We start from the raw sequence: 24,844 nt of genomic DNA on the forward strand, positions 1-24,844 counted from the left end.
CGCCCCCGCATGGACGCACCTCAGAGCGCGGGACGGGTCATCGTAAAGCGTGCGTTGACGCTGGCGTAGACGGTCTGGCGCTGGGGTTCGAGGTCGAGGGCGGGGGCGGATTCCTGGACGGCGGCGCTGCCGTATCCGGCGAAGCCCCGCATGCTGCGGGTCTGGGCGGGGGTGCCGTTCTCGGCGCCGAGGTCGGCGATCTCCAGGAGGGCGTCGAGGCGGGCACCGACCGCTTCGGCGTATTCGCGGGCGCGCTGGACGGCCTCGTGTACGGCCTGGGTGCGGGCGGCGCGGTGGGCGGGCGAGTCGGGGCGGAGGGCCCACCAGGGGCCGTCGACGCTGGTGAGGTCGAGGTCGGCGAGGCGGGTGGTGAGCTCACCGAGGGTGGTGAAGTCGTTGAGGGTGGCGGTGTGGGTGACGCGTCCGTGGTAGGCGCGGACGCGTTCGTGGCGGCCCTTTTCGGTGAGTTCGGGGGTGAGGCTGAAGGAGCCGGTTTCCAGTTGTTCGATGGCGTCTCCGTAGCTCTTGAGGAGGGTGAGGGCGTGTTCGTTGCGGCGGGTGAGATCGGCCAGGGCGGTGCTGCGGTCGGTGCCGCGGGCACTGACGGTGAGGGCGATCCGGGCGATCTCGGGGTCGACTTCGAGGCGGGCCTCGCCGCGTACGGCCAGACGGGGGGCGTCGGGCGTGCCGTACGGCAGGTCGGGGGTGCCGTCGGGAGTGGCGGGGGCGGTGGGGTCGGTGGGGTCGGTCATGGGTCGCTCCTTGGGGAGGTGGGTGGCCGAAGGGTCGCACATCGGGGTGGGGCGGGGTGGGTGTTCGGGCCGGTGGGCGTGGGGGGTGTTGCGCGAGGGGCGGCTGCGCCAGAATCTACGCGCGTTGCCGTGGATGCGGTGAGGCTTGTCGGCCCAGGGACAAGGGAGTTGGTATGGCGCTCGACCGCAGGTCGTTCGTGGGGGGTTCCGTGGTGACGGGAGCCGGGATGGCGCTGGCCGGGGCTCCGGCGGCGCAGGCGGAGGAGGCGGGCTCGCGGAACGGGCGGGGGCACGGCCACCGGCCGGAGCGGTACTCCTTCAGCGTCATGGGCACGACGGATCTGCACGGCAACGTCTTCAACTGGGACTACACCACGGACGCCGAGTTCGACGATCCGGCGCACAACGACGTGGGGCTGGCGAAGATCTCGACGCTGGTGTCGGCGGTACGGCGGGCGAAGGGCCGGCGCAACACCCTGCTGATCGATGCGGGCGACACGATTCAGGGGACACAGCTGGCGTACTACTACGCGAAGGTGGATCCCATCACGGATCCGCACGGCCCGGTGCATCCGATGGCTCGGGCGATGAATGCGATCGGCTATGACGCGGCGGCGCTGGGGAATCACGAGTTCAATTACGGGATTCCGGTGCTGCGGAAGTTCGAGGAGAGCTGTGATTTCCCGCTGCTGGGGGCGAATGCGGTGGATGCGAAAACGCTGCGGCCGGCATTCCGTCCGTACGCGATGAAGCGGCTGCGCTCGCCGCACGGGCGCGAGGTGAAGGTGGCGGTGCTGGGGCTGACGAATCCGGGGATCGCGCTGTGGGACCGGGCGCATGTGCAGGGGAAGCTGGCGTTTCCGGGGTTGGTGGAACAGGCCGCGAAGTGGGTGCCGAAGCTGCGGTCGATGGGCGCCGATGTGGTGCTGGTGGCGGCGCATTCGGGGATGAGCGGAACGTCGTCGTACGGGGACCAGCTGCCGTATGTGGAGAATGCGGCGGCGCTGGTGGCGGAGCAGGTGCCGGGGATCGATGCGGTGCTGGTGGGGCATGCCCATGTGGAGGTTCCCGAGCGGCGGGTGGTGAACAAGGCGACCGGCCGGGAGGTGGTGCTCTCGGAGCCGTTGAAGTGGGGGCAGCGGCTGACGGTCTTCGATGTGGCGGTGGAGTGGCACCGGGGCGGCTGGGAGGTGGCCGGGGTCGGTGCGCGGGTGCTGAATGCGAACGCGGTGCCGGAGGATCCGCGGATCACGGATCTGCTGCGGGCCGAGCACCGGAAGGTCGTGGCGTATGTGAACCGGGTGATCGGCCGGTCGAAGGCGGCGATGACGGCGGAGCGGGCGCCGGTGCAGGACACCCCGGTGTTGGACTTCATCTCCTGGGTGCAGGCGGAGGTGGTGCGGGCGGCGCTGGCGGGTTCGGAGCATGCGTCGTTGCCGGTGCTGTCGCAGGCGTCGTGCTTCTCGCGGACGGCGCAGGTTCCGGAGGGGGATGTGACGATCCGGGCGATGGCGGCGCTCTACCCGTTCGACAACACCTTGGAGGCGCGGGTGTTGACGGGGGCGCAGCTGCGGGACTACCTGGAGTTCTCGGCGCGCTATTACGTGCGGACGCCGGCCGGGGGTCCGGTGGATCCGTCGAAGATCACGAATGCGGACGGCATTCCGGACTACAACTATGACGCGGTGCGGGGGGTGTCGTACGAGATCGACATCGCCCAGCCGGCCGGCCGGCGGATCGGGAAGCTGATGTTCGGGGGCAAGCCGGTGGACGATGCGGCGCGGTTCGTGCTGGCGGTGAACAACTACCGGGCGAGCGGTGGCGGCAATTTCCCGCATGTGGCGGCGACGCAGCAGGTGTGGTCGGCGTCGGACGAGATACGGAACCTGATCATCGGGTGGGTGCAGCAGAAGAAGGAGATCGATCCGGCGGAGTTCGCTTCGGTGGACTGGCGGCTGACGCGGGACGGGGCGCCGGTGTTCTGACCTGGTGCGCTGGGCTGGTGCGCTGGCCTGGCGTGCTGACCTGGCGTGTGTGCCCGCTTCGAGCCGGCGGGTGGGGCGGGACGGCGGCGGTGCGGGAGGCGGCGCCGCCGTTCTCGGCAGGGGCGCTGCTCTCGGCAGGGGCGCCGTTCTCGGCAGTGGCGCCATCCTTGCCAGCGCCGCCGTTCTCCGCAGCGCCGCCGTTCTCGTCAGTGGCGGGGGACGAGGGTCGAGCCGGGGCGGGGGACGGTGCCGGGGCGGGCGGTGGGGGGTGTGGTGAGGCCGAAGGTGGTGAAGGCGGTGCGTTCGGGGAGGGGGTAAGAGGTGGTGCCGGTCAGGGAGTTGAGGATGGTGGCGCTGCGCCAGGCGGCGAGGCCGAGGTCGGGGGTGCCCACACCGTGGGTGTGGGTCTCGGCGTTCTGGACGTAGAGGGAGCCGGTGACGGCGGGGTCCAGGACGATGCGGTGGTCGGCGTCGATGCGGGGGCGTTCGGCGGCGTCACGGCGTACGTAGGGGTCGAGGGCGGCGAGGAGGGTGTCCATCCGGCGTTCGCGGTAGCCGGTGGCGAGGACGACGGCGTCGGTGGTGAGGCGGGAGCGGGTGCCCTGCTGGATGTGGTCCAGGTGGAGTTCGACCTTGGTGGTGCCGACGCGGCCGGCGGTGCGGACGGAGACCCCTGGGGTGAGGGTGGCGTCGGGCCAGCCGCCGTCGAGGGTGCGGCGGTAGAGCTCGTCGTGGATGGCGGCGAGGGTGTCGTGGTCGATGCCCTTGTGGAGCTGCCACTGGGCGGGGACGAGTGCGTCGCGGACGCGTTCGGGGAGGGCGTGGAAGTAGCGGGTGTAGTCGGGGGTGAAGTGTTCGAGGCCGAGTTTGCTGTACTCCATGGGGGCGAAGGCGGGGCTGCGGGCGAGCCAGTGGAGGCCTTCGGCGCCGGTGGGGCGGGCGCGGAGCTGGTCGAGGAAGATCTCGGCGCCGGACTGGCCGGCGCCGATGACCGTGAGGTGGCCGGCGGCGAGCAGACTGTCGCGGTGGTCGAGGTAGTCGGCGGAGTGCAGGACGGGGACGGCGGGGGCGTCGGCGAGGGGGCGCAGCGGGACGGGGATGTGGGGGGCGGTGCCGATGCCGAGGACGAGGTTGCGGGCGTAGGTGCGGCCGAGGGCCTGGGCTTCGCCGTCGGGGGCGAGCTGGGTGTAGTCGATCTCGAAGACTTCGTGTTCGGGGTTCCAGCGGGCAGCGTCGATCTGGTGGCCGAAGTGGAGGCCGGGGAGGTTTTCGCTGACCCAGCGGCAGTAGGCGTCGTACTCGGTGCGCTGGATGTGGAAGCGCTCGGCGAAGTAGAAGGGGAAGAGGCGTTCGCGGGTCTTGAGGTAGTTGAGGAAGCTCCAGGGGCTGGCGGGGTCGGCGAGGGTGACGAGGTCGGCGAGGAAGGGGACTTGGAGGGTGGCGCCGTCGATGAGGAGGCCGGGGTGCCAGTGGAAGGCGGGGCGCTGGTCGTAGAAGGCGCAGCGGAGGCCGGTGAGGGGGTGGGCGAGGGCGGCGAGGGAGAGGTTGAAGGGTCCGATGCCGATGCCGGCGAGGTCGAGCGGGGTGCCGGGGGTGGTGGGGTCGGCGGTGGGGGCGGTTTCGGCGGCGGTGCTCATCGGGGCGTGTGGCCTTCCACGAGTGTGAGGAGGGTGCTGAGGTCTCCGGGTTGGGTGTGGGGGTTGAGGAGGGTGGCTTTGAGCCAGAGGCCGGTGGGGGTGGTGGCCCGGCCGAGGACGGCCCGGCCGTCGATGAGGAGGGTGCGGCGGATGGCGGCGAGGGCGGTGTCGTCGGCTCCGACGGGGCGGAAGAGGACGGTGCTGAGGGTGGGGCGGGAGTGGAGTTGGTAGCGGGGGTGGGCCTCGATGAGGTCGGCGAGGGTCTGGGCGGCGGCGAGGGTGCGGTCGACGAGGTCGCCGAGGCCGTGGCGGCCGAGGGCCTTGAGGGTGACGGCGATCTTGAGGACGTCGGGGCGGCGGGTGGTGCGCAGGGAGCGGCTGAGCAGGTCGGGGAGGCCGGCTTCGGTGTCGTCGTCGGCGTTGAGGTAGTCGGCCTGGTGGGCGAGCGGGGCGAGGGTGGCGGGGTCGGGGACGGCCAGTAGGCCGGCGGCAACCGGTTGCCAGCCGAGTTTGTGCAGGTCGAGGGCGACGGTGTGGGCGCGGGAGAGGCCGTCGAGGGCGGCCCGGTGGGTGTCGCTGAAGAGCAGCGGTCCGCCGTAGGCGGCGTCGATGTGGAGGCGGGCGCCGTGCCGGTCGGCCACGTCGGCGAGGGCCGGGAGGGGGTCGATGGCGCCGGCGTCGGTGGTGCCCGCGGTGGCGGCGAGGAGCACGGGGCCGGTGTGGCCGGCGAGGTTGGCCAGGCAGGTGTGGACGGTGTCGGGGGTGAGGATGCCGTTGGGGGTGGGGAGGGTGACGGGTTCGGGGAGGCCGAGGAGCCAGGCGGAGCGGTGCAGGGAGTGGTGGGCATTGGCACCGCAGACGATCTGGAGGGGGCCGGTCCCCGGGTGGTGGGCGGCGGCCTCGCGGGCGAGGAGGATGCCCAGTTGGTTGGATTCGGTGCCGCCGGTGGTGACCAGGGCGTCGGGGGCGGGGGCGTGCGGGTAGACCAGCGCGGCGAGGGCGTGGCCGGTGAGGGCTTCCAGGGCGGAGGCGGCGGGGGCCTGGTCCCAGGAGTCCAGGGACGGGTTGAGGGCGGTTGCGGCGAGGTCGGCGGCGGTGGCCAGGGCCAGTGGGGGGCAGTGCAGGTGGGCGGCGCAGTGCGGGTCGGCGGGGTCGGCGGCGCCGGCGGCGAGGGTGTGGACGAGGGTGCGCAGGGCGGCGTGCGGGCCGGTGCCGTGTTCGGGGAGGAGGGGGTGGCAGGCGTCGCGTACGGCGCGGGCGACGGCCTCGGGGCCGCCCGGCGGGAGGGGGCCGGCGCGGTCCTCGGCACCGGTGGTGAGGGCGTCGAGGACGGTGTCGAGGAGGGGGCGGAGTGCGCGGGGGCCGTGGGTGCCGCCTGCGAGGGCGGTGCCGGCAGGGGGCACGGACATCGGGTGCTCTTCTGTCAGGGAGTGCGGGCCGGGCCGCAGGGAGTTCCCTTGCGGACGAGACGTGAGGCAGCCCTAAGTTACTTTCCCTGTACGCACCGTATCCACTGCATGCAGTCATACCACCCGAAGGTGGTACGGGTGTACCGCAGGTGTTCGGGTGCCGCCGGCGGCCGGCCGGCGGCACCGTCCACCGCGCCCGCGCTACCGCGCGCCGGCCGCGGCCCGTACCGTCAACGCCCGCCGCAGATCGTCGAGTTGGTCGATGAGCTTGCGGCGCAGGGCGGGCGTGGGCGCGCCGTCGGCGAGGCAGGTCTCGCCGCGGCGGAGGGTGTCCTCCTCGACGAGGGCGGCGGGGAAGGCGTAGCGGCCGGCGGCGTCGGCGAGGGCGGCGCCGCGGGCCGCGGCGAGCGCGGGGGCCTCCTGGAAGTAGCGGGCGACGTAGGGGCGGAGCAGGTCGGGGTGTTCGGGTGCCCAGAAGCCGGCGGCGGTGGCCGTGAAGAGGTAGTTGGACAGGGCGGTGTGCTCGTCGGTGCGGAACAGCGCTTCCCAGGCGGCCTCCTTGGCCTCCGGGTCGGGAAGCGCGGCGCGGCAGCGGGCGGCGCCTTCGCGACCGGTGGCGCTGGGGTCGCGGGCGAGTTCGGCGTCGATGGCCGCGCGGAGGGCGTCGAGGGGGGTGGCGCCGAGGGTGGCGAGCCGGCCGAGGATGCGCCAGCGGAGTTCGGGGTCGAGGTGCGGGCCGCCGGGGACGCTGCCGTCGTCGAGCCAGTCCTGGATGCCCTCGGGGGAGGTGGCGCTGTCGATGAAGGCGCGTACGGCGGTGAGCCGCAGCCCGGCCTGGTTGCCGTTCTCGGGTCCTTCGGTGCGCCGGAGTATCTCGCGGCTGAGCGCGGTGAGGGTGGTCAGCGCCTGGTGGCGCTGGGGTGCCGGCAGGTAACGGTCGGCGATCTGGGTGCGGGCGAAGGCGAGGACGCCCTGGAGCAGGGCGAGGTCGGTCTCGTGCGGGAGGTGGGCGCGGGCCGCGTCGAGGTAGGCGGTGGGCGGCAGTTCACCGTCGCGGACCATGTCGCGGGCGGCGTTCCACACCACGGCGCGGGTGAGCGGGTCGGGGAGGCCGGAGAGGGTGGCCAGGGCGGTGTCCCAGGAGCCCGCGTCCAGGCGGACCTTGGCGTAGGTGAGGTCCTGGTCGTTGAGGAGGAGCAGGGCGGGGCGGCGGCCGTCGGCGGTGTGGCGGGTGTCGTCGGGCACGTCGAGGGAGAGCGGCGGGCGGGGGACGAGGCGGCCGGGGGTGTGCGGGTCGTGGTCGTAGAGGCCGGCGGTGAGGCGGTGCGGGCGGGTGCCGTCGCCGCTTCCGGTCTGTTCGACGGTGAGGCTCCAGTGGTCGTCGCGGTCTTCGACGACGGGGGTGAGGGTGTCGACGCCGGTGGTGCGCAGCCAGCGTTCGGCCCATCCGTGGACGTCGCGGTCGGTGGCGCCGGCGAGGGAGTCGATGAAGTCGGCGAGGGTGGCGTTGCCGAAGCGGTGCCGGGCGAAGTGCGCGTTGATGCCGGTGAGGAAGTCCTCGGTGCCCATCCAGGCGACGAGTTGGCGCAGGGCGGAGGCGCCCTTGGCGTAGGAGATGCCGTCGAAGTTGAGGAGGGCCGAGTCGGTGTCGGGGACGTCGTCGGGGGCGGGGGCGACGGGGTGGGTGGAGGGGCGCTGGTCGGCGTCGTAGCCCCAGCCCTTGCGGGCGACGGCGAAGTCGGTCCAGGTGTCGGTGAAGCGGGTCGCCTCGGACAGCACCTGGTAGCCCATGTACTCGGCGAAGGACTCGTTGAGCCAGATGTCGTCCCACCACTGGAGGGTGACCAGGTCGCCGAACCACATATGGGCCATTTCGTGGGCGATGACCATGCCGCGGGTCTGGCGCTCGGTGTCGGTGACGGCGGAGCGGTAGACGAACTCGTCGCGGAAGGTGACCAGGCCGGGGTTCTCCATGGCGCCGGCGTTGAACTCGGGGACGAAGGCCTGGTCGTAGGAGTCGAAGGGGTAGGGCTCGGTGAAGATCTCGTGGTAGCGGTCGAAGCAGCGGCGGGTGAGGTCGAGGATCTCCTCGGCGTCCGCGTCGAGGTGGGACGCCAGGGAGCGGCGGCAGTGGATGCCGAAGGGCAGGCCGGCGTGCTCGGTGCGGACCGAGTGCCAGGGGCCGGCGGCGACGGCGACGAGGTAGGTGGAGATCAGCGGGGTGGGGGCGGCCCGCCAACGGCCGTCGCCCAGCTGCTCGGTGCGGCCGTTGGCCAGGACGGTCCAGTCTTCGGGGGCCCGGACGGAGACCTCGAAGACGGCCTTGAGGTCGGGCTGGTCGAAGGCGGGGAAGACGCGCTGGATGTCCTCCATGAACAGCTGGGTGTAGACGTAGCTCTCGTCGTCGGCGGGGTCGGTGAAGCGGTGCATGCCCTCGCCGGTGCGGGAGTAGCGCATGGTGGCGTCGAGGCACAGTTCGTGGTCGCCGGGGGCGAGGCCGGTCAGCGGGAGGCGGTTGCCGTCGAGCGTCGCCGGGTCGAGCCGCCGGCCGTCGAGGGTGGCAGAGTGCAACTCGGCGGGCTTGAGCTCGACGAAGGTGTCGCCGGCGGTGCGGGCGGTGAAGCGGATGACCGTGTGCGAGCCGAACCGCTCGTCGCCTTGGGTGAGGTCGAGTTCGACGGTGTAGCGGTGGACGTCGATCAGCCGGGCTCGGTTCTGCGCCTCGTCGCGCTGCAGTGGGGGCATGGAGCCATGCTGCCGTACTCCCGGCGGGCCGTGCACGGGGGTTATGCGGGCTTTTACGGCGGGCCCCGTCGACCGGCGGGGGCCGTGGACCGGCGGGCCCGTGGACCGGCGGGCCCGTGGACCGGCGGGGCCGGTCGACCGGCGGGCTCCTTGGACCGGCGGGCTCCGTCGACCCGCGGGGGCCGGTCCGGTCCAGGCCGGGACGCCGCCGTCGTTGGCGATCCGCAGTTCCACTCCCCCGCACACCGCCCGCAGGGTGATCCGTACCGCGGTGGCGTCCGCCGCGTGCTTGCGGGCGGTTCCCGAACGAACCGCCCTACGCCGGGGCCTGGGGTCGAGGGGGCTCCGCGGCCGTCTCGACGGGGTCGTGGTGGCCACCGAGCAGCACATAGGCGAGGGCCGCGGCGGAGGCGGCGAGGACCAGGGCGGCCAGGACCGTCGTGCGGTGGTCGCGGTCGGGCTTCGGCGGCCTGGTGCGGGGCGCGGAGGACATGCCGTTCACGCTAGGCAGCGGACGGCGGGCCGCCCAGAGGCCGTAGGGCCATGACCGGCGGCACAAGGGCCGGACGGGCGCAGGAGCTTGGACCCCGGCGGGAGCGGGACCAACGTCCGGGGCCCGCAGGACCAAGGGCCGGGACCAAAGGCCCGGGCAAGGGGCGGGGGCGAGGTCCGGGGGCGAGGGCCGGGGTGAGCCAGGGTGAAAGGCCGGGGCGAAGGGCCGGGACCGGGGCCCGTCGGCCACGGGCACACGGGCACACGGCGCAGCGGGGCCCCGGGCAGCGTGTCCCGGGGCCGCGCCTGCGTGGGTGGTGCGGTCGGTACGAGGTGCTGGTACTGGCACTGGCGCCGCTCCGGAGGAGACGCCGTCAGTACGAGGACGGTCCGTACGAAGTGCGGTCCACACGCGGCACGCGGTCCGTACGAAGTGCGGTCCACACGCGGTCCGCACGCGGTGCGGTCCGTACGAGGTGCGGTCAGCCGCCCAGTTCGCCCGCGGCCTTCTTGATGTCCTTGGCGAAGGTGCTCACCTCGCTGTAGACGCCGGGCTTGCCGGGCCGTGCGCAGCCCTCGCCCCAGGAGACGATGCCGACCTGGAGCCACTGCCCCCCGTCGTCCTTGCGGAACATCGGGCCGCCGGAGTCGCCCTGGCAGGTGTCGACGCCGCCGGTGTCGAGCTTGCCGGCGCAGATCTCGTCGCCCGGCGTCAGCTGGTCGCCGTAGGCCTTCTTGCAGGTGGCGTCGTCCACGAACGGCACGGTCGCCTTGAGGAGGTAGCGCTGCTGGTCGCCGCCTTCCTTGTCGGCGCCCCAGCCGGCGATGGTGAAGTCGCCGTTGTTGAGCTTGTCGTCCTCGGCGATCTTCAGCGTGGGCTGGTCTATCGGCTTGGCCAGCTTGATCAGGGCCCAGTCCTTGCCCTTGCCGTTGTAGCCGGGGGCCTGGAGGACCTTGGTGGAGTTGACCTTGACGGCGCCGGAGTCCTCCAGGTCGGCCACGCCCGCGGTGGCGGTGATGGAGGTGTTGTCGCCGCTGCCGTCGACGCAGTGCGCCGCGGTGAGCACGATGTCCTTGGCGTAGAGGGCGCCGCCGCAGCCCATCGACAGCCGGACCATGAAGGGGAATTCACCCTGGTCGGCCTTGGTGCCGCCGACGACCTTGGTGTGGACGGAGCCGGAGGGGTCCGGTGCGGGGGCGGCGAGGGCCGGTCCGGCCTGGAGGCTGTAGGCGGCCAGGGCGACCGCGCCGACTGCGGTGGCTCTCTTGAGGTGCTTCCGGTAGCTGCGCAACGGGCTTCCTTTCGTGGGGGGTTGCACGTCGCTGACGAGCCCATGCCAACACCGGAAGCCGGACGTCACCGCCGCAGGGTCTGCGTGGAGAGCGGCAGCACGCCGTGAGCGTCCGGACCCAGTGGGGGATGAGTCCGCGGAGCGCCCTTGGATTATGTGGAGTGGGTAAAGGAAGTGGCAAGGGTTCGCATCCGGCCAACTCCCTTGCTCCTCCGCCCGGTACGGCTCATACCGGAGCAACCCGGGCGCCCGTAGAGTGGGCCGGGTGACCACGGGCGACAGCGGCATCGAGCACGGATTCCCCCATCTCGACACGGTGCGTTCGGCCGTCCACGCGCTGTTCAAACGGCTGTCGTACGACACGGTGAGCACCTTCGGGACGAGTGTGCTGCCCGTCGATGTGGCCTTCGACGACGCCGAGGACCTGCATCTGGGGGCGCAGCGGGTCGCCCGGGCGCTGGTCCGGCAGCTGCATCTGCCCGACGCCCGGATGGTGGTGACCTTCCGCGAGATGGCGCATGCCGCGAATGTCGAGCTCACCGCGGGGCCGGAGTACTTCATCGAGCTCAACGACCGCTTCCGCAGCCACCGCAAGGACATCGGCGCCGCGCTGGCCCACGAGGTGATGCACATCTACCTGCACCGCCTGGACCTGTCGTTCCCCGGGACCCACGACAACGAGATCCTCACCGACACCGCCACCACCTACCTCGGTGCCGGCTGGCTGTTGCTGGACGCCTACCGCGAGCACGGGCCGCTCTCGCAGAAGCTGGGCTATCTGACGCCGGAGGAGTTCGGCTATGTCCTGGCCCAGCGGGCCGCGTTCTTCGACGAGGACCCCTCGCCGTGGTTCACCAGCCCGCAGGCGTACGACGCGTACACCGCGGGCGCGGCGCGGGCCCGCCGGGACGCCCGCCGGCCGCCGCTGGCCGGTGCCGGCCTGGCCGCCCGGCTCCGGTACGCCAAGGACCGCCGGGCGGCGCAGGATCCACGCCGGACCGGCCGGGTGGCGGGCCCGGGCGACAGCTATGTCTTCGAGGCCGCCGAGGGCTCCGCTCCGCTGCGGGTGTCGTTCCCCTGTCCCGCCTGCCACCAGCGGATCCGGGTACCGGTCCGGGGCCGGTTGCAGGCGCGCTGCGGGCTGTGCACCACGCTGCTGGACTGCGACACCTGAGGGCGCGTCAGCCGGGCTGGGCAGTGCGTCAGCCGACCGGGCGGTGCGTCAGCCAGCCGGGCGGTGCGTCAGCCGACCGGGCACCGCGGAAGGTGTCGGGCGAAGAACCCCCGCACGCTGGTGCGCACCGCGGGCACCGTCTCGGCCGGCCCCGCGGTGCCGACCAGCGCATTGCGGGCCGCGGCCGGCAGCAGCCCGGCGGCCTGCAACGGCGGCACCAGCGCGGCGTAGTCGGTGAACGCCCAGTGCGCGGTGCGGGCGATCCGCCGCCGATGGGCGTACCCGCGCGACCGGTCGAGCACCGCCGACCAGGAACGCGCCAACTCCCGCCGGGATCCGGGGCCGAGGAAGTGCTGCGAACCGAGCAGCAGCAGCGGCCGGTCCACCCCGTGGGCGGCGACCGGATAGGGCTCCGCTCCCCCGCCGGACACCGGACGGTCCAGGTAGCCCTCCAGGTTGACCGCGGCGGCGAACCGACGGTCCTCGTACAGCGCCTCGGCGACCGCGGTGCCGCCGGCCGAGTGGCCGTAGAGGCCGACCCGCCGCAGGTCCAGCGCCCGGCCGAGGTGCTCCGGCAGGGCGCGGCCGGCCGCGTCGGCGGGGCGCCCCTCGGCCAGCAGCGCCAACTGGTCCCGTACGAAGCGGAGATCGGCGATCCGGGTGTCGATCATGGCGCGGAAACGCCCCGGGTCCTTGCGGGGGTCGTCGCGGAAGACGGTCGTACGGAACAGGTCGCGCCGGTACGGGGTGGTGGTGGGGAACTCCACCTCGCTCGCATCGCCGGGGTGATCGACGGCCACCACCACATGGCCGTGGCCGGCGAGTTCCTCGGCGAGCGAGGTCCCCAGGGTGCGCGGGTCACCACCACCGGGGCTGTACAGCAGCACCGGCCACCGCCCGGCCGCCACGGGCGCCCCAACGTGCGCATGCGACCTGGTCGCCGCCCAGTCGACCCCGCCGGCCGGGAGGCCGTGCACCCGAGTGTCGATCGCGGCGAACCGGGCCGCGGCGCCCTCGGTCATCTGCGGCGCCGTCGGCACCCCATGGACGGTGCGGGCCGGGTAGAAGACGCTCGCCATGAGCTCCCGCACCGGGATCCGGGAGTCCCAGGGGTCCCGCCGGCCACGGTCGACCAGGTACAGCGGGGTGACGCCGATCGGGTGCGGGCCGGTGGGCGGCGGCAGGTGCAGGGTGAGGCCGGCGGCGGATGAGGGGCGGGAGGCGGCCCGGGCGGTGCCGGCCCGGCCGGCGAGCAGCGCCCCGGCGGCCACCACCGCCGACCGGACGGCGGTCCGCCGGTCCACCCCGGCGGCATCATGGGGGAAGCCCACGCACGTGCACGAGGACGCGTACGAACAGGAGCAGGACGAAGAGGTCATGACCCGCATGCTGGCGCCCACCTCCGCGCGCGGCCAGGGTTTCGACCCTGCCCGAAAGGCTGGCGGGCACGACGGAGGACAGCAGTGATCCGGATCCGCTTCACGGCCGCCGACTTCGCCATGGTGCGCCTCGCGCCCCGCCCGGCCCCCTTGCAGGAGCTGAACACGGCCCTGCTGCAGATGTGCCACCCCGGCGACGACCTGCTATTCGGCCGTTGGCGCCGCAAGCTGCTGCGGTCGCTGCCGACCGCGGCCGGTCCCCTGGCCGACCTGGTCCCCGGGGCAGCCGCCCCGGCGTTCCTCGATGTGTTCGCCGACAGCCTGACGGAGGGGCTCACCGCCGTACGGTCCGGCCACCCGCCCCTGGTCCGCGCCGAGATCGAGCGGGTGTACGCGGGAGCGCCGGGCCCGGCCCCGCTGTGGGTGCGCGGTCTGCACCGGGGGGACGACGACGCCTGGCGGCTGCTGCGGCGCGCCCAACGGGCGGCGTTCGAGACGGCGTTGCGCCCCGTCTGGCCGCTGGTGCAGGACCTGCACCAGGCGGAGTTCACCCGCCATGCCCTGACCGTGGCCGAGCACGGCACCGGCGCCGCACTGACCGCGCTGGTCCCCGGCAGCCGGCTGGAGGGCGAGGTGTGGGAGTGCCCGGGCCCCGGGACGGCGGGCGAACGGGAGCTGCGCGGGCGCGGTCTGGTGCTCCAGCCCACCTTCCACTGGACCGGCCACCCACTGATCGCCGACCCGCCCGACGGCCCGCTGTTCCTGACCTACCCGGCCGGTCCGGGCCTGCCGTTGACCCCGGGAGGGGCGGACGGCCCGGACGGCGCGCTGGCGGAGGTGCTCGGGCGGACCCGGCTGGCCATCCTGCTGGCGCTCGCCGACGCACACACCACCAGCGGCCTGGCCCGGCGGCTGGGCGTGGGCAACGCCACCGTCTCCGCCCACACCGCCGCGCTGCGCGGCGCCGGCCTGCTCACCACGGTGCGCGCCGGACGGGCGGTACTGCACCGGCGCACCGCCCTGGGCGGCCTGCTGGTCCGGCGGCACAGCGGGGCGGCGGCGCCGGAGCTCAGATCCACCCCTCCAGCCCGGCCATGAAGCCGTCGAAGTCGTCGCGGTGGATGGTGTGTCCGGCGCCCGGCACGGTACGGACCTCGAAGCCGCGGCAGGCCAGGTCGGCGGCCGCGGCGTCGGAGAAGAGGAAGCCCCGGCCGGCGATCTGGACCAGCGAGGGGACGACCGGCTTCTCCGGCGTACGGTCCAGGAGGCGCTCCGCGGACAGGGCCAGGGCGGTGCCGGTGTCCCACAGCGCGAGGGTGGCCAGCTCGATGTCGACGTCGGTCTCGTCCCAGCGGGGGTTGAAGGTCTTCACCATCGCCCGGCCGGCGGTCTTGAAGGGGAGGAACACGGCCGGGTCGACGGCCTGGCCGACCCGGCCGAGTGACCACGCGGGGTCGCTGTAGACCGCCCGCCGGGGCTGCAGCCGCTCCACGGCCAGGGCCAGCGCGAGGCCGCCCAGCGAGTGCCCGATGACCACCTCGGGCCGGGCCGGCAGGGTCTCCACCAGGTCGTCGGCGAAAAGTTCGGCGCCGTACGGGCCGCGCGGGCTGAGGCCGTGGCCGCGCAGGTCGACGGCGAGGACCCGGTACCCGCGGGCGGCGAGCGCGGGCGCGACCCGGTGCCAGGTGCGGTGGTCGGACATCATCCCGTGGACCAGCACCGCGGTCCGCTCCCCGGTACCCCATTGCTGGGTGTGCAGCTGCATGCCCGTGGCCTCTCTCCTGTGTCCCGGTCCTCCGGCTCCCGGCCCGGTGTCCTCCGGTCCGGGACCGCACGCGCACGAGGTTATACGGGCCGGCCGCCCCGGTGATCATGCCGCGCCCCGGGCCCGCCGGGCGGCACCGTCCGGCATACGGCGCGACCGGCCCTACTGGCTCCGCGGCACCCCAACCGCACTATCAGGCCGGGAAGTTGACCGGGCCACCGTTCGCAGCGGGACGGCACACCGGGTCCTACCGGCCCTCTGGTCCCGAGCCACCGGCCCGACACCCCGCGCCACCTTGGGTGACTCGCCCCAACCCCTCACCGCCACCCCCTCACCGCCAGTCCCGCTCCGGCGTCGCCGCCGCCAGGATCTCCCGGGCGCCGCCCCGGATCGGCCCACCGTGCGGGACGCACACCGTGTCGACGTCGTCGAGCGCCGCGAGCCGGCGGAAGGAGGCGACGGCGGCATCCCGGTCGACGTTGAACGGACCGAGGACCGCGCGGTCGCCGCCGGGCGCGGCGCCGATGATGTCGCCCGGGAACAGCAGCCCGCTCGCCGGCAGATGGAGCGCGATGCCGCCCGGAGTGTGGCCGGGAACGTGCAGCACCCGGACCGGCTCGGACCAGTCGTCGAGGGTGTCGCCGTCGTGCAGGGCGACATCGACCTCCACCGGGCGCCGCGGCGGGATCCCGGAGGCCGCGAGGTCCGCCATGATCCCTTCGTGCAGGGCCCGTTCGGCCTCGGTGAGCACCGGCGGGAGCTCGGGGGCGGCACCCCGGATGTACGGGACGTCTGCCGCACCGGCCAGGACGCGGGCACCGGTGGCGGCGACCAGGTCGGCCGCGGAGCCCATGTGGTCCACATGGGAGTGGGTGAGCACGATCTGCCGCAACCGCTCCGGCCGGCCGCCTATCTGGGCGAGCGCGTCGAGGATGGCGGGGGCCGAGCCGGGGACGCCGGTGTCGACCAGTGCCCAGCCGTCGTCGGGCAGGGCGAGGGCGTACACATGGCCGACGGGGAAGGCGAGCTGCCAGACGGTGGGGGCGATCCGGGTGAGTAAGTCCATGCCAGCGACGCTAATGGGGCGCGGGCGGGCCGCCGGACGGTTTGCGCGGGGAGCGGATTGCGCGCCCGGCGAACGGTCCGCGACCGGAACGGAACCCGTTACGCCGTGAGCACGTCACAGAGGCGAACCAAGGAGGCATGTCATGCGAGGATCCCACCTCTCCCGCACCCGTACGCTCGCCGCCGCGCTCACTGTGGCGCTCACCGGCACTCTCGCGCTGACCGGCTGTGGCCAGCGCGAGCAGGTCGTGGGCAGCGCCCCGCCGCCGGCGAAGCTGGACGCGTTCGAGAAGAGGGCGGACCAGATCGTCAAGGACTGGCCGAAGGTCTCGCCGGTCCACGGGCGGACGCAGGCGCTGCTGCCACTGGTCGGCGCCGACCGCCCCAAGGACACCGGTGTACGGGAGATCACCGTGACCGTCGGGCACAGCGCCTGCGACGCCCACTTCGGCGCCCGGGTCCACGAGGCGAAGGGCCTGGTGGTGGTGACCGGCTGGGGCAAGCGCAAGAGCGCCAAGGGGATGTGCACCGAGAACCTGGCCACCGACAAGGTGAAGGTCAAGCTCGACGGGCCGCTGGCCGACCGCAAGGTCGTGGACGCGGCCACCGGCAAGCAGCTGCTGAAGGGCTGACCCCGCGACGCGGCCGGGCGTACCCCTGCCGGGGCCACCGCCTTGCGGCCTGTAGGCCCTACGCTCGGCCGTATGAGCCCTTCCATCGCCACCACCACCCGTGTCGAACTGCCCGAGCTGCTGGAGTTCCTCCGCCCCCGTCACCGCGCGATCCTGCTCACCCGCCGCAGCGACGGCACCCCGCAGGGCTCGCCGCTGACCTGCGGGGTGGACGACTCCGGCCGGCTGGTGATGGCGACGTATCCGGAGCGCGCCAAGGCCCGTAACGCCCGGCGGGTGGCGTCGGTCAGCGTCCTGGTGCTGTCCGACGAGTGGAACGGCCCCTGGGTGCAGGTCGACGGCGAGGCCGAGGTGATCGACGCGCCGGACTCGATCGAGCCGCTGGTCGAGTACTACCGCAACATCGCCGGTGAGCACCCGGACTGGGACGAGTACCGGGACGCCATGCGCAAGCAGGGCAAGTCACTGATCCGGGTGACACCGCGGCGCTGGGGCCCGATCGCCACCGGTGGCTTCCCGGCCCGCCTTGTGGCGGGCGGCCCCGGCGCGTAGCCCCGCCGACGCTCCGGACCATGACCGCCGGCCCGGCCCCCACCCAGGGGCCGGGCCGGCGGTCATGTGCGGGCGGGGCGCACGTCTCATGTGCGGGGCGAGGCGAACGTCAGGGACGGGGAGAGCGCCTCTTCTGGCAGGCCGAGCCGGTCGCGGAAGGCGGCGCGGCCGGCCTCGGTGACGCCAAGGATGCGGGTGGTGGGCGACTTGACGAGCCATCCGCGGTCCACGGCATGGCGGTAGAGGGCGGCCCCCACCGCACCGGAGAGGTGCTGGCGGCGCACCGTCCAGTCGAGGCAGGTGCGTACGTGCGCCCGGTGGGCGGACGAGGGGCCGGTGTCGGGGACGCCGAGCGCGGTCAGCCACCGGGCGCCCGCGGTGGTGAGCACCAGGCCGTAGTCCCGGGCGAGCAGACCGCGGGCGGTCATCGCCTCGGCGACGGCGACGCCCAGGGCGCCGGCGATGTGGTCGTAGCAGGTACGGGCGTGGTGCAGGGCTCTGCGCTGGTTGGCCTCGGCCAGGGAGCGGATCGGGACGGGTCGGTAGGGGGCCAGGCCGGCGAGGTTCTCCAGCGTCTCCGCGGTGTCCGGGCCGGCCAGCCGCACATAGCGCCGCCGCCCCTGGCGCTCCTCGGTGAGCAGACCTCCGGCGACCAGGAGGTTGAGGTGCTCGGTGGTCGTGGACGGCGCCACCGCGGCGTACTCGGCGAGCTCCCCGGCGGTCCAGGTGCCGCCGTCGAGCAGGGCCATGCAGATGGCGGCGCGGGTGCGGTCGGCGAGCAGTGCCGCGAGCGCGGCGAGATCGGGGGTGTCCGCGAGGCTTACCTGATCGGCGTCCCATCGGTTCATGTACACAGAGTAACCTCTGATAACATTTCGGTGAGCACCGAATGATCCGACTTCTATCCTCGACTGCATGAAAAGCTCGCTGGACAAGAGCAGTTCGGTCACCCCGGCGCTGCTGTCCACGGAGAACGACGACGGAACATTCGTCCTGGTCGAGCTGCGGATCCGGTGGGACCTCGGCCCGGTCGTGAGCCTCTGGCTGCCGACCCGCGGACGCACCGCCAGGAACCTCGCGGTCCGCCCGGACGTGGTGTTCAATCTGCCGCCGGACACAACGGGGACCGAGGAAGGGACGGGCGTCATCGGGCCCTCGCCGGACGCACCGTGGACGGAACCGTCCGAGCTGGTCCGGCCGCCTCGGCTGGTGCACTGCCCGGTGCAGCTGGAGGCGCGCCGGATCGGCGAGCGCACGGTGACCGACGGGGCGTGGACCCAGATCGAGGCTCAGGTGCTACGGGTACACGCGGACCCGCGGTGGGTGCTGCCGCTGGGCGAGGGCCGGATCGATCTGGGGGCGTGGCATCCGCCGGTGCACGACTTCCGGCCCCCGGCCGCTCCCCCGGCCCACACCGTGCCGGCGCCCGCGCGGGAGATGGCGCAGCACCTGGCGCGCCGGTTCCCCGCCGAGCGCAGCGGCTCGTAGGGGGCGGGCGAACGGATTCCCTAGGGGGCCCGCGAGCCCCCTGCAGGGCCACAACGGGGTGCGGGCGGGCGGTATTCCCGTGACGCGCCGCCCCGTGACGCGCCGCCCCGTGGCGGGCGGTCCCATGGCGCGCCGCCCGGTGGCAGAAGGAATTCCCGTGACGCGCCACCCGGTGGCGGGCGGTGTTCCCACGGCGCATCGCCCGGTGACGGGCGGTTCGCGTGACGCGCCGCCCGGTGAAAGGACCCGCGGCGCCTGCCTCCGGTCGGGGGAGGGGGCAGGCGCCGCGGTGGGGGTTCCGGGTCTCCCCGGTCCCCTGCCTCCGTACGACGTTGTACGGGACAGTCGGGGACGGTCGCTCAACCGCCGTCGGTCAGACGGCGAGTGCGCGGTCCGTCGGCTTGATGGGAGCCGGCAGGGCGCTGGCCCCGGTCAGGTAGCGGTCCACGCCACGGGCGGCGGAGCGGCCCTCGGCGATGGCCCACACGATCAACGACTGGCCGCGGCCGGCGTCACCGGCGACGAACACGCCGGGGACGTTGGTGGCGAAGTCGCCGTCGCGGGCGACGTTGCCGCGCTCGTCGAGCTCCAGGCCGAACTGCTCGACCAGGCCGTTCTCCTGGTCGGTGCCGGTGAAGCCCATGGCGAGGGTGACCAGTTGGGCCGGGATCTTCCGCTCGGTGCCGGCCTTCTGCTCCAGCTTGCCGTCCTTGAACTCCACCTCGACCAGGTGCAGCCACTGGACGTTGCCGTCCTCGTCGCCCTCGAAGTGGGTGGTGGAGACGGAGTAGACCCGCTCACCGCCCTCCTCGTGCGCGGAGGTGACCTTGTAGAGCATCGGGAAGGTCGGCCAGGGCTGGCCGGCGTTCCGCTCCTCGCCCGGCTTGGGCATGATCTCCAGCTGGGTGACGGAGGCCGCGCCCTGGCGGTGGGCGGTGCCCACGCAGTCCGCGCCGGTGTCACCGCCGCCGATGACCACCACGTGCTTGCCCTCGGCGGTGATCGGGGAGGTGGTGAGGTCGCCCTCCTGCACCTTGTTGGACAGCGGCAGGTACTCCATCGCGAAGTGGATGCCGTTCAGCTCCCGGCCGGGCGCCGGCAGGTCGCGGGAGGTGGTGGCACCGGCGGCGATGACGACGGCGTCGTAGCGCTTGCGCAGCTTCTTGGCGTCGAGGTCGCGGCCGATCTCCACCTCCGTACGGAACTTGGTGCCCTCCGCGCGCATCTGCTCGATGCGGCGGTTGATGTGGCGCTTCTCCATCTTGAACTCGGGGATGCCGTAGCGGAGCAGGCCGCCGATGCGGTCCGCGCGCTCGTAGACGGCGACGGTGTGGCCGGCCCGGGTCAGCTGCTGGGCGGCGGCCAGGCCCGCCGGGCCGGAGCCGATGACCGCGACGGTCTTGCCGGAGAGGCGCTCGGGCGGCTGCGGGGTGACGTCGCCGTTGTCCCACGCCTTGTCGATGATGGAGACCTCGACGTTCTTGATGGTCACCGGCGGCTGGTTGATGCCCAGCACACAGGCGGCCTCACACGGCGCGGGGCACAACCGCCCGGTGAACTCCGGGAAGTTGTTGGTCGCGTGCAGCCGCTCGCTGGCCTCGCTCCAGTCCTCGCGGTAGGCGTAGTCGTTCCACTCGGGGATGAGGTTCCCCAGCGGGCAGCCGTTGTGGCAGAACGGGATGCCGCAGTCCATGCAGCGCGACGCCTGCTTGCTGATGATCGGCAGCAGCGAGCCGGGCTGGTAGACCTCGTTCCAGTCCTTGACGCGCTCGTCGACGGGGCGGGTCTTGGCGACCTCGCGCTCGTGGTTCAGGAAGCCCTTGGGGTCAGCCATTGGTCGCCGCCTCCATCATCTTCTCGTGGGTCTCGGACTCGGAGAGCCCGGCCTGCTCGGCGGCTTCCTTGGCGACGAGCACTGCCTGGTAGGTGGGCGGGATGACCTTGCTGAAGCGGGCGGCCGCGGCATCCCAGTCGGCGAGGAGCTTCTCGGCCACGGTGGAGCCGGTCTCCTCCTGGTGGCGCTGCACCACGTCGTGCAGCCACTGCTTGTCGGCGTCGTCCAGCGGGTTCACCGCATCGACCAGGTCCTTGTTGACGTTGGCCTTGTCGAGATCGATGACGTAGGCGAAGCCACCGGACATACCGGCCGCGAAGTTGCGGCCCGTCTCGCCCAGGACGACGGCGTTGCCGCCGGTCATGTACTCACAGCCGTGGTCGCCGACGCCCTCGGAGACCACCGTGGCACCGGAGTTGCGGACGCAGAAGCGCTCGCCGACCCGGCCGCGCAGGTACAGCTCACCGCCGGTGGCGCCGTAGGCGAGGGTGTTGCCCGCGATGGTGGAGTACTCGGCGAGGTGGTCCGCGCCGCGGTCCGGGCGGACCACGATCCGGCCGCCGGACAGGCCCTTGCCGACGTAGTCGTTGGCGTCGCCCTCCAGGCGGAGGGTGACCCCGTGCGGCAGGAACGCGCCGAAGGACTGGCCGGCCGAGCCGGTGAAGGTGATGTCGATGGTGTCGTCGGGCAGGCCGGCGCCGCCGAACTTCTTGGTCACCTCGTGGCCGAGCATGGTGCCGACCGTGCGGTTGATGTTCCGCACCGCGACCTGGGCCCGCACCGGCTGCGCGGCCTCGGCGGTGTCCGCGGCCAGCGCATCGGCGGCGAGCTTGATCAGCTCGTTGTCGAGCGCCTTCGCCAGGCCGTGGTCCTGCGCGGTGATCTGGTGGCGGACCGCGCCCTCGGGCAGCTCGGGGACGTGCAGCAGCGGGGCCAGGTCCAGGCCCTGCGCCTTCCAGTGGTTGACCGCCCGGGCGGTGTCCAGCAGCTCGGCGTGGCCGACCGCCTCCTCCAGGGTTCGGAAGCCCAGCTCGGCGAGGAGCTCACGGACCTCCTCGGCGATGAACTGGAAGAAGTTGACGACGTACTCGGCCTTGCCGCTGAACCGCTCGCGCAGCACCGGGTTCTGGGTGGCAATGCCCACCGGGCAGGTGTCCAGGTGGCAGACGCGCATCATCACGCAGCCGGAGACCACCAGCGGGGCGGTGGCGAAGCCGTACTCCTCGGCGCCCAGCAGGGCGGCGATGACGACGTCACGGCCGGTCTTGAGCTGGCCGTCGGTCTGCACCACGATGCGGTCGCGCAGGCCGTTGAGCAGCAGGGTCTGCTGGGTCTCGGCCAGGCCCAGCTCCCAGGGGCCGCCCGCGTGCTTGAGCGAGGTGAGCGGCGAGGCGCCGGTGCCGCCGTCGTGGCCGGAGATCAGCACCACGTCCGCGTGCGCCTTGGAGACGCCCGCGGCGACCGTGCCGACGCCGACCTCGGAGACCAGCTTCACGTGGATGCGGGCCGCCGGGTTGGCGTTCTTCAGGTCGTGGATCAGCTGGGCCAGATCCTCGATGGAGTAGATGTCGTGGTGCGGCGGCGGGGAGATCAGGCCGACGCCCGGGGTGGAGTGCCGGGTCTTGGCGACCCAGGGGTAGACCTTGTGGCCGGGCAGCTGACCGCCCTCACCGGGCTTGGCGCCCTGGGCCATCTTGATCTGGATGTCGTCGGAGTTGACCAGGTACTCGGACGTCACACCGAAGCGGCCGGAGGCGACCTGCTTGATCGACGAACGGCGGGCCGGGTCGTAGAGCCGCTCGGGGTCCTCGCCGCCCTCACCGGTGTTGGACTTGCCGCCCAGCTGGTTCATGGCGATGGCGAGGGTCTCGTGCGCCTCCTGGGAGATGGAGCCGTACGACATCGCGCCGGTGGAGAAGCGCTTGACGATCTCGGACGCCGGCTCGACCTCGTCCAGCGGGATCGGCTGCCGGTCGCTCTTGAAGCCGAACAGGCCGCGGAGCGTCATCAGCCGCTCGGACTGCTCGTTCACCCGCTCGGTGTACTTCTTGAAGATGTCGTAGCGGCGCTCGCGGGTGGAGTGCTGGAGCCGGAAGACGGTGTCCGGGTCAAAGAGGTGCGGCTCGCCCTCGCGGCGCCACTGGTACTCGCCGCCGATCTCCAGCGCGCGGTGCGCCGAGGCGATGCCGGAGGCCGGGTAGGCCTTGGCGTGCCGGGCGGCGACCTCGCGGGCGATGACCTCCAGGCCGGCGCCGCCGATCTTGGTGGCGGTGCCGTGGAAGTACTGGGCGACGAACTCCTCGTCCAGGCCGACGGCCTCGAAGACCTGCGCGCCCCGGTAGGAGGCGACGGTGGAGATGCCCATCTTGGACATCACCTTCAGCACGCCCTTGCCGAGCGCCTTGATGAGGTTCTTGATGGCGGTCTCGGCCTCGACGCCGGGCAGGAAGGTGCCGGCCCGGACCAGGTCCTCGACGGACTCCATCGCCAGGTACGGGTTGACCGCGGCGGCGCCGTAGCCGATGAGCAGCGCGACGTGGTGCACCTCGCGCACATCGCCGGCCTCGACGAGCAGACCGACCTGGGTACGCTCCTTGGTGGCGATCAGGTGGTGGTGGACCGCGGCGGTCAGCAGCAGCGAGGGGATCGGCGCGTGCTCGGCGTCGGAGTGCCGGTCGGAGAGCACGATCAGCCGGGCGCCGTCGTCGATGGCGGCGTCGGCCTCGGCGCAGATCTCGTCGATCCGGGCGGCCAGCGACGTACCGCCGCCGGAGACCCGGTAGAGGCCGGAGAGGGTGACGGCCTTCATGCCGGGCATGTCGCCGTCGGCGTTGATGTGGATGAGCTTGGCCAGCTCGTCGTTGTCGATCACCGGGAACGGCAGCGTCACGCTGCGGCAGGAGGCCGGGGTGGGCTCCAGGAGGTTGCCCTGGGGGCCCAGCGAGGAGATCAGCGAGGTGACCAGCTCCTCGCGGATGGCGTCCAGCGGCGGGTTGGTGACCTGCGCGAAGAGCTGGGTGAAGTAGTCGAAGAGCAGCCGGGGGCGCTCGGAGAGCGCGGCGATCGGCGAGTCGGTGCCCATCGAGCCGATCGGCTCGGCGCCGGCCTTGGCCATCGGGGCCAGGATGACGCGGAGCTCTTCCTCGGTGTAGCCGAAGGTCTGCTGGCGGCGGGTGACCGAGGCGTGGGTATGCACGATGTGCTCGCGCTCGGGCAGGTCGGCCAGCTCGATCAGACCGGAGTCCAGCCACTCCTGGTAGGGCTGCTCGGCGGCGAGCTGCGCCTTGATCTCGTCGTCCTCGATGATGCGGTGCTCGGCGGTGTCCACCAGGAACATCCGGCCGGGCTGCAGCCGGCCCTTGCGGACGACCTTGGCGGGGTCGATGTCCAGGACGCCGACCTCGGAGGAGAGCACGACCAGGCCGTCGTCGGTGACCCAGTAGCGGCCCGGGCGCAGGCCGTTGCGGTCCAGCACCGCACCGACCTGGGTGCCGTCGGTGAAGGTGACGCAGGCCGGGCCGTCCCAGGGCTCCATCATCGTGGAGTGGTACTGGTAGAACGCGCGCCGGGCCGGGTCCATGGAGGTGGAGTTCTCCCAGGCCTCCGGGACCATCATCAGCACCGAGTGCGGCAGCGAGCGGCCGCCGAGGTGGAGCAGCTCCAGGACCTCGTCGAAGGAGGCGGAGTCGGAGGCGTCGGGGGTGCAGACGGGGAAGAGCCGCTCGAGCTTTTCGGGGTCGCCGCCGCCGAAGAGCTGCGAGGCGAGCTGGGACTCGCGGGCGCGCATCCAGTTGCGGTTGCCCTTGACCGTGTTGATCTCGCCGTTGTGCGCGACGAAGCGGTACGGGTGGGCCAGCGGCCAGCTCGGGAAGGTGTTGGTGGAGAACCGCGAGTGGACCAGCGCGATGGCGGTGGCGAAGCGGCGGTCGGACAGGTCCGGGAAGAAGGGCTCCAGCTGGCCGGTGGTCAGCATGCCCTTGTAGACGATCGTCCGGGCGGACAGCGAGGGGAAGTAGACGCCCGCCTCCCGCTCGGCGCGCTTGCGCAGCGCGAAGGCCTTGCGGTCCAGCGCCAGACCGGTGTTCTCCCCATCGCCGACGAACAGCTGGGAGAAGGCCGGCATGGTGGCGCGGGCGCCGTTGCCGAGCAGCTGCGGGGCGACCGGGACGACCCGCCAGCCCAGCACCTCCAGGCCCTCCTCGGCGGCGATCGTCTCGATCTTCGAGACGGATGCGGCCGCTTCGTGGGCATCGGAGGGCAGGAAGGCGATTCCGACGGCGTAGCCGCCGGCCTCGGGGAGCTCGAAGGTGACCTCTTCGCGGAGGAACGCGTCCGGCACCTGGAGCAGGATGCCGGCGCCGTCGCCCGAGTCGGGCTCGGAGCCGGTGGCACCGCGGTGCTCCAGATTCGTCAGGACGGTGAGCGCCTGCTCGACCAGTGCGTGGCTGGCCTCGCCGGTGAGGGTGGCCACAAAGCCGACGCCACAGGCGTCGTGCTCGTTGCGCGGGTCGTACATCCCCTGCTGGGCGGGGCGCCCGTCCATGGGCGACCACGCGGCGCCGGGGGCGCTGTTGGTGGTCGCGGAGTGCGTGGACGCGTTGCGCATCGGCTCTCCCATACGTCGTCGTGGCAAGGCATTGCCG

Annotated in this window: 18 protein-coding genes; 6 read left to right on the plus strand and 12 right to left on the minus strand. The window is 72.9% G+C overall.

What is annotated here, in order from left to right; translation table 11 throughout:
* Positions 1–20 precede the first annotated feature (20 nt).
* Complete coding sequence (locus tag AB0G84_RS15770; protein ID WP_361320360.1) at positions 21–752, minus strand: SIMPL domain-containing protein; 732 nt, start codon at positions 750–752, stop codon at positions 21–23.
* Positions 753–925: 173 nt separating this feature from the next.
* On the opposite strand from AB0G84_RS15770, the gene AB0G84_RS15775 reads away from it, so the two are divergent.
* Entirely contained in the window at positions 926–2,737 is a 1,812-nt protein-coding gene (locus AB0G84_RS15775; protein ID WP_361320361.1) for a 5'-nucleotidase C-terminal domain-containing protein, read from the plus strand.
* A 206-nt stretch (positions 2,738–2,943) separates the two neighbouring features.
* Here AB0G84_RS15775 and AB0G84_RS15780 read toward each other — a convergent pair whose 3' ends face one another.
* From AB0G84_RS15780 to AB0G84_RS15800, 5 genes are all read right to left on the minus strand, one after another.
* Positions 2,944–4,374 (minus strand): SidA/IucD/PvdA family monooxygenase, encoded by a 1,431-nt coding sequence (locus tag AB0G84_RS15780; RefSeq protein WP_361320362.1) that lies wholly within the window; start codon positions 4,372–4,374, stop codon positions 2,944–2,946.
* Positions 4,371–5,783 (minus strand): pyridoxal-dependent decarboxylase, encoded by a 1,413-nt coding sequence (locus AB0G84_RS15785; protein WP_361320364.1) that lies wholly within the window; start codon positions 5,781–5,783, stop codon positions 4,371–4,373. Before AB0G84_RS15785 ends, AB0G84_RS15780 begins: the two co-directional genes overlap by 4 nt.
* A gap of 201 nt (positions 5,784–5,984) precedes the next feature.
* Complete coding sequence (pepN, locus tag AB0G84_RS15790) at positions 5,985–8,528, minus strand: aminopeptidase N (protein ID WP_361320365.1); 2,544 nt, start codon at positions 8,526–8,528, stop codon at positions 5,985–5,987.
* 316 nt (positions 8,529–8,844) lie between these two features.
* Entirely contained in the window at positions 8,845–9,021 is a 177-nt protein-coding gene (locus AB0G84_RS15795) for a hypothetical protein (RefSeq protein WP_361320366.1), read from the minus strand.
* A gap of 481 nt (positions 9,022–9,502) precedes the next feature.
* Positions 9,503–10,312, minus strand: coding sequence for a serine protease (locus tag AB0G84_RS15800; protein WP_361320367.1), 810 nt, complete (start codon positions 10,310–10,312; stop codon positions 9,503–9,505).
* Between the two features lie 265 nt (positions 10,313–10,577).
* On the opposite strand from AB0G84_RS15800, the gene AB0G84_RS15805 reads away from it, so the two are divergent.
* Positions 10,578–11,486 (plus strand): hypothetical protein, encoded by a 909-nt coding sequence (locus AB0G84_RS15805; RefSeq protein ID WP_361320369.1) that lies wholly within the window; start codon positions 10,578–10,580, stop codon positions 11,484–11,486.
* A gap of 68 nt (positions 11,487–11,554) precedes the next feature.
* Here the strand turns inward: AB0G84_RS15805 and AB0G84_RS15810 are convergent, their stop codons facing one another.
* Complete coding sequence (locus tag AB0G84_RS15810; RefSeq protein ID WP_361320371.1) at positions 11,555–12,865, minus strand: alpha/beta hydrolase; 1,311 nt, start codon at positions 12,863–12,865, stop codon at positions 11,555–11,557.
* 84 nt (positions 12,866–12,949) lie between these two features.
* Between AB0G84_RS15810 and AB0G84_RS15815 the strand changes: the two genes are divergently transcribed.
* A complete protein-coding gene (locus AB0G84_RS15815) occupies positions 12,950–13,963 on the plus strand; it encodes a helix-turn-helix domain-containing protein (RefSeq protein WP_361320372.1) in 1,014 nt (337 codons plus the stop codon).
* Here AB0G84_RS15815 and AB0G84_RS15820 read toward each other — a convergent pair.
* Together AB0G84_RS15820 and AB0G84_RS15825 are read right to left on the minus strand one after the other, a co-directional pair.
* Complete coding sequence (locus AB0G84_RS15820) at positions 13,935–14,630, minus strand: alpha/beta fold hydrolase (protein ID WP_361320373.1); 696 nt, start codon at positions 14,628–14,630, stop codon at positions 13,935–13,937. The genes AB0G84_RS15815 and AB0G84_RS15820 overlap by 29 nt on opposite strands.
* A 331-nt stretch (positions 14,631–14,961) precedes the next feature.
* Positions 14,962–15,696, minus strand: a complete 735-nt coding sequence (locus AB0G84_RS15825; protein ID WP_361320375.1) for an MBL fold metallo-hydrolase — start codon at positions 15,694–15,696, stop codon at positions 14,962–14,964.
* A gap of 142 nt (positions 15,697–15,838) precedes the next feature.
* On the opposite strand from AB0G84_RS15825, the gene AB0G84_RS15830 reads away from it, so the two are divergent.
* Together AB0G84_RS15830 and AB0G84_RS15835 are read left to right on the plus strand one after the other, a co-directional pair.
* Positions 15,839–16,327 (plus strand): hypothetical protein, encoded by a 489-nt coding sequence (locus AB0G84_RS15830; RefSeq protein WP_361320377.1) that lies wholly within the window; start codon positions 15,839–15,841, stop codon positions 16,325–16,327.
* 72 nt (positions 16,328–16,399) lie between these two features.
* A complete protein-coding gene (locus AB0G84_RS15835) occupies positions 16,400–16,879 on the plus strand; it encodes a PPOX class F420-dependent oxidoreductase (protein ID WP_361320379.1) in 480 nt (159 codons plus the stop codon).
* A gap of 86 nt (positions 16,880–16,965) precedes the next feature.
* Here AB0G84_RS15835 and AB0G84_RS15840 read toward each other — a convergent pair whose 3' ends face one another.
* Positions 16,966–17,727, minus strand: coding sequence for a winged helix-turn-helix domain-containing protein (locus AB0G84_RS15840; protein ID WP_361320381.1), 762 nt, complete (start codon positions 17,725–17,727; stop codon positions 16,966–16,968).
* Positions 17,728–17,794: 67 nt separating this feature from the next.
* Here AB0G84_RS15840 and AB0G84_RS15845 point away from each other — a divergent pair, with 67 nt between their 5' ends.
* Positions 17,795–18,367, plus strand: coding sequence for a hypothetical protein (locus AB0G84_RS15845; protein WP_361320383.1), 573 nt, complete (start codon positions 17,795–17,797; stop codon positions 18,365–18,367).
* A gap of 373 nt (positions 18,368–18,740) precedes the next feature.
* On the opposite strand, the gene AB0G84_RS15850 is transcribed toward AB0G84_RS15845, so the two are convergent.
* On the minus strand, positions 18,741–20,201 hold the full coding sequence (locus AB0G84_RS15850; RefSeq protein ID WP_361320385.1) for a glutamate synthase subunit beta: 1,461 nt from the start codon (positions 20,199–20,201) through the stop codon (positions 18,741–18,743).
* Positions 20,194–24,807, minus strand: a complete 4,614-nt coding sequence (gene gltB / locus AB0G84_RS15855) for a glutamate synthase large subunit (RefSeq protein WP_361320387.1) — start codon at positions 24,805–24,807, stop codon at positions 20,194–20,196. Before gltB ends, AB0G84_RS15850 begins: the two co-directional genes overlap by 8 nt.
* Positions 24,808–24,844: the final 37 nt, after the last annotated feature.

Origin of the sequence: Streptomyces sp. NPDC020742, assembly GCF_040641675.1 — a bacterium.
In the GTDB taxonomy this organism is placed as follows: domain Bacteria; phylum Actinomycetota; class Actinomycetes; order Streptomycetales; family Streptomycetaceae; genus Streptomyces.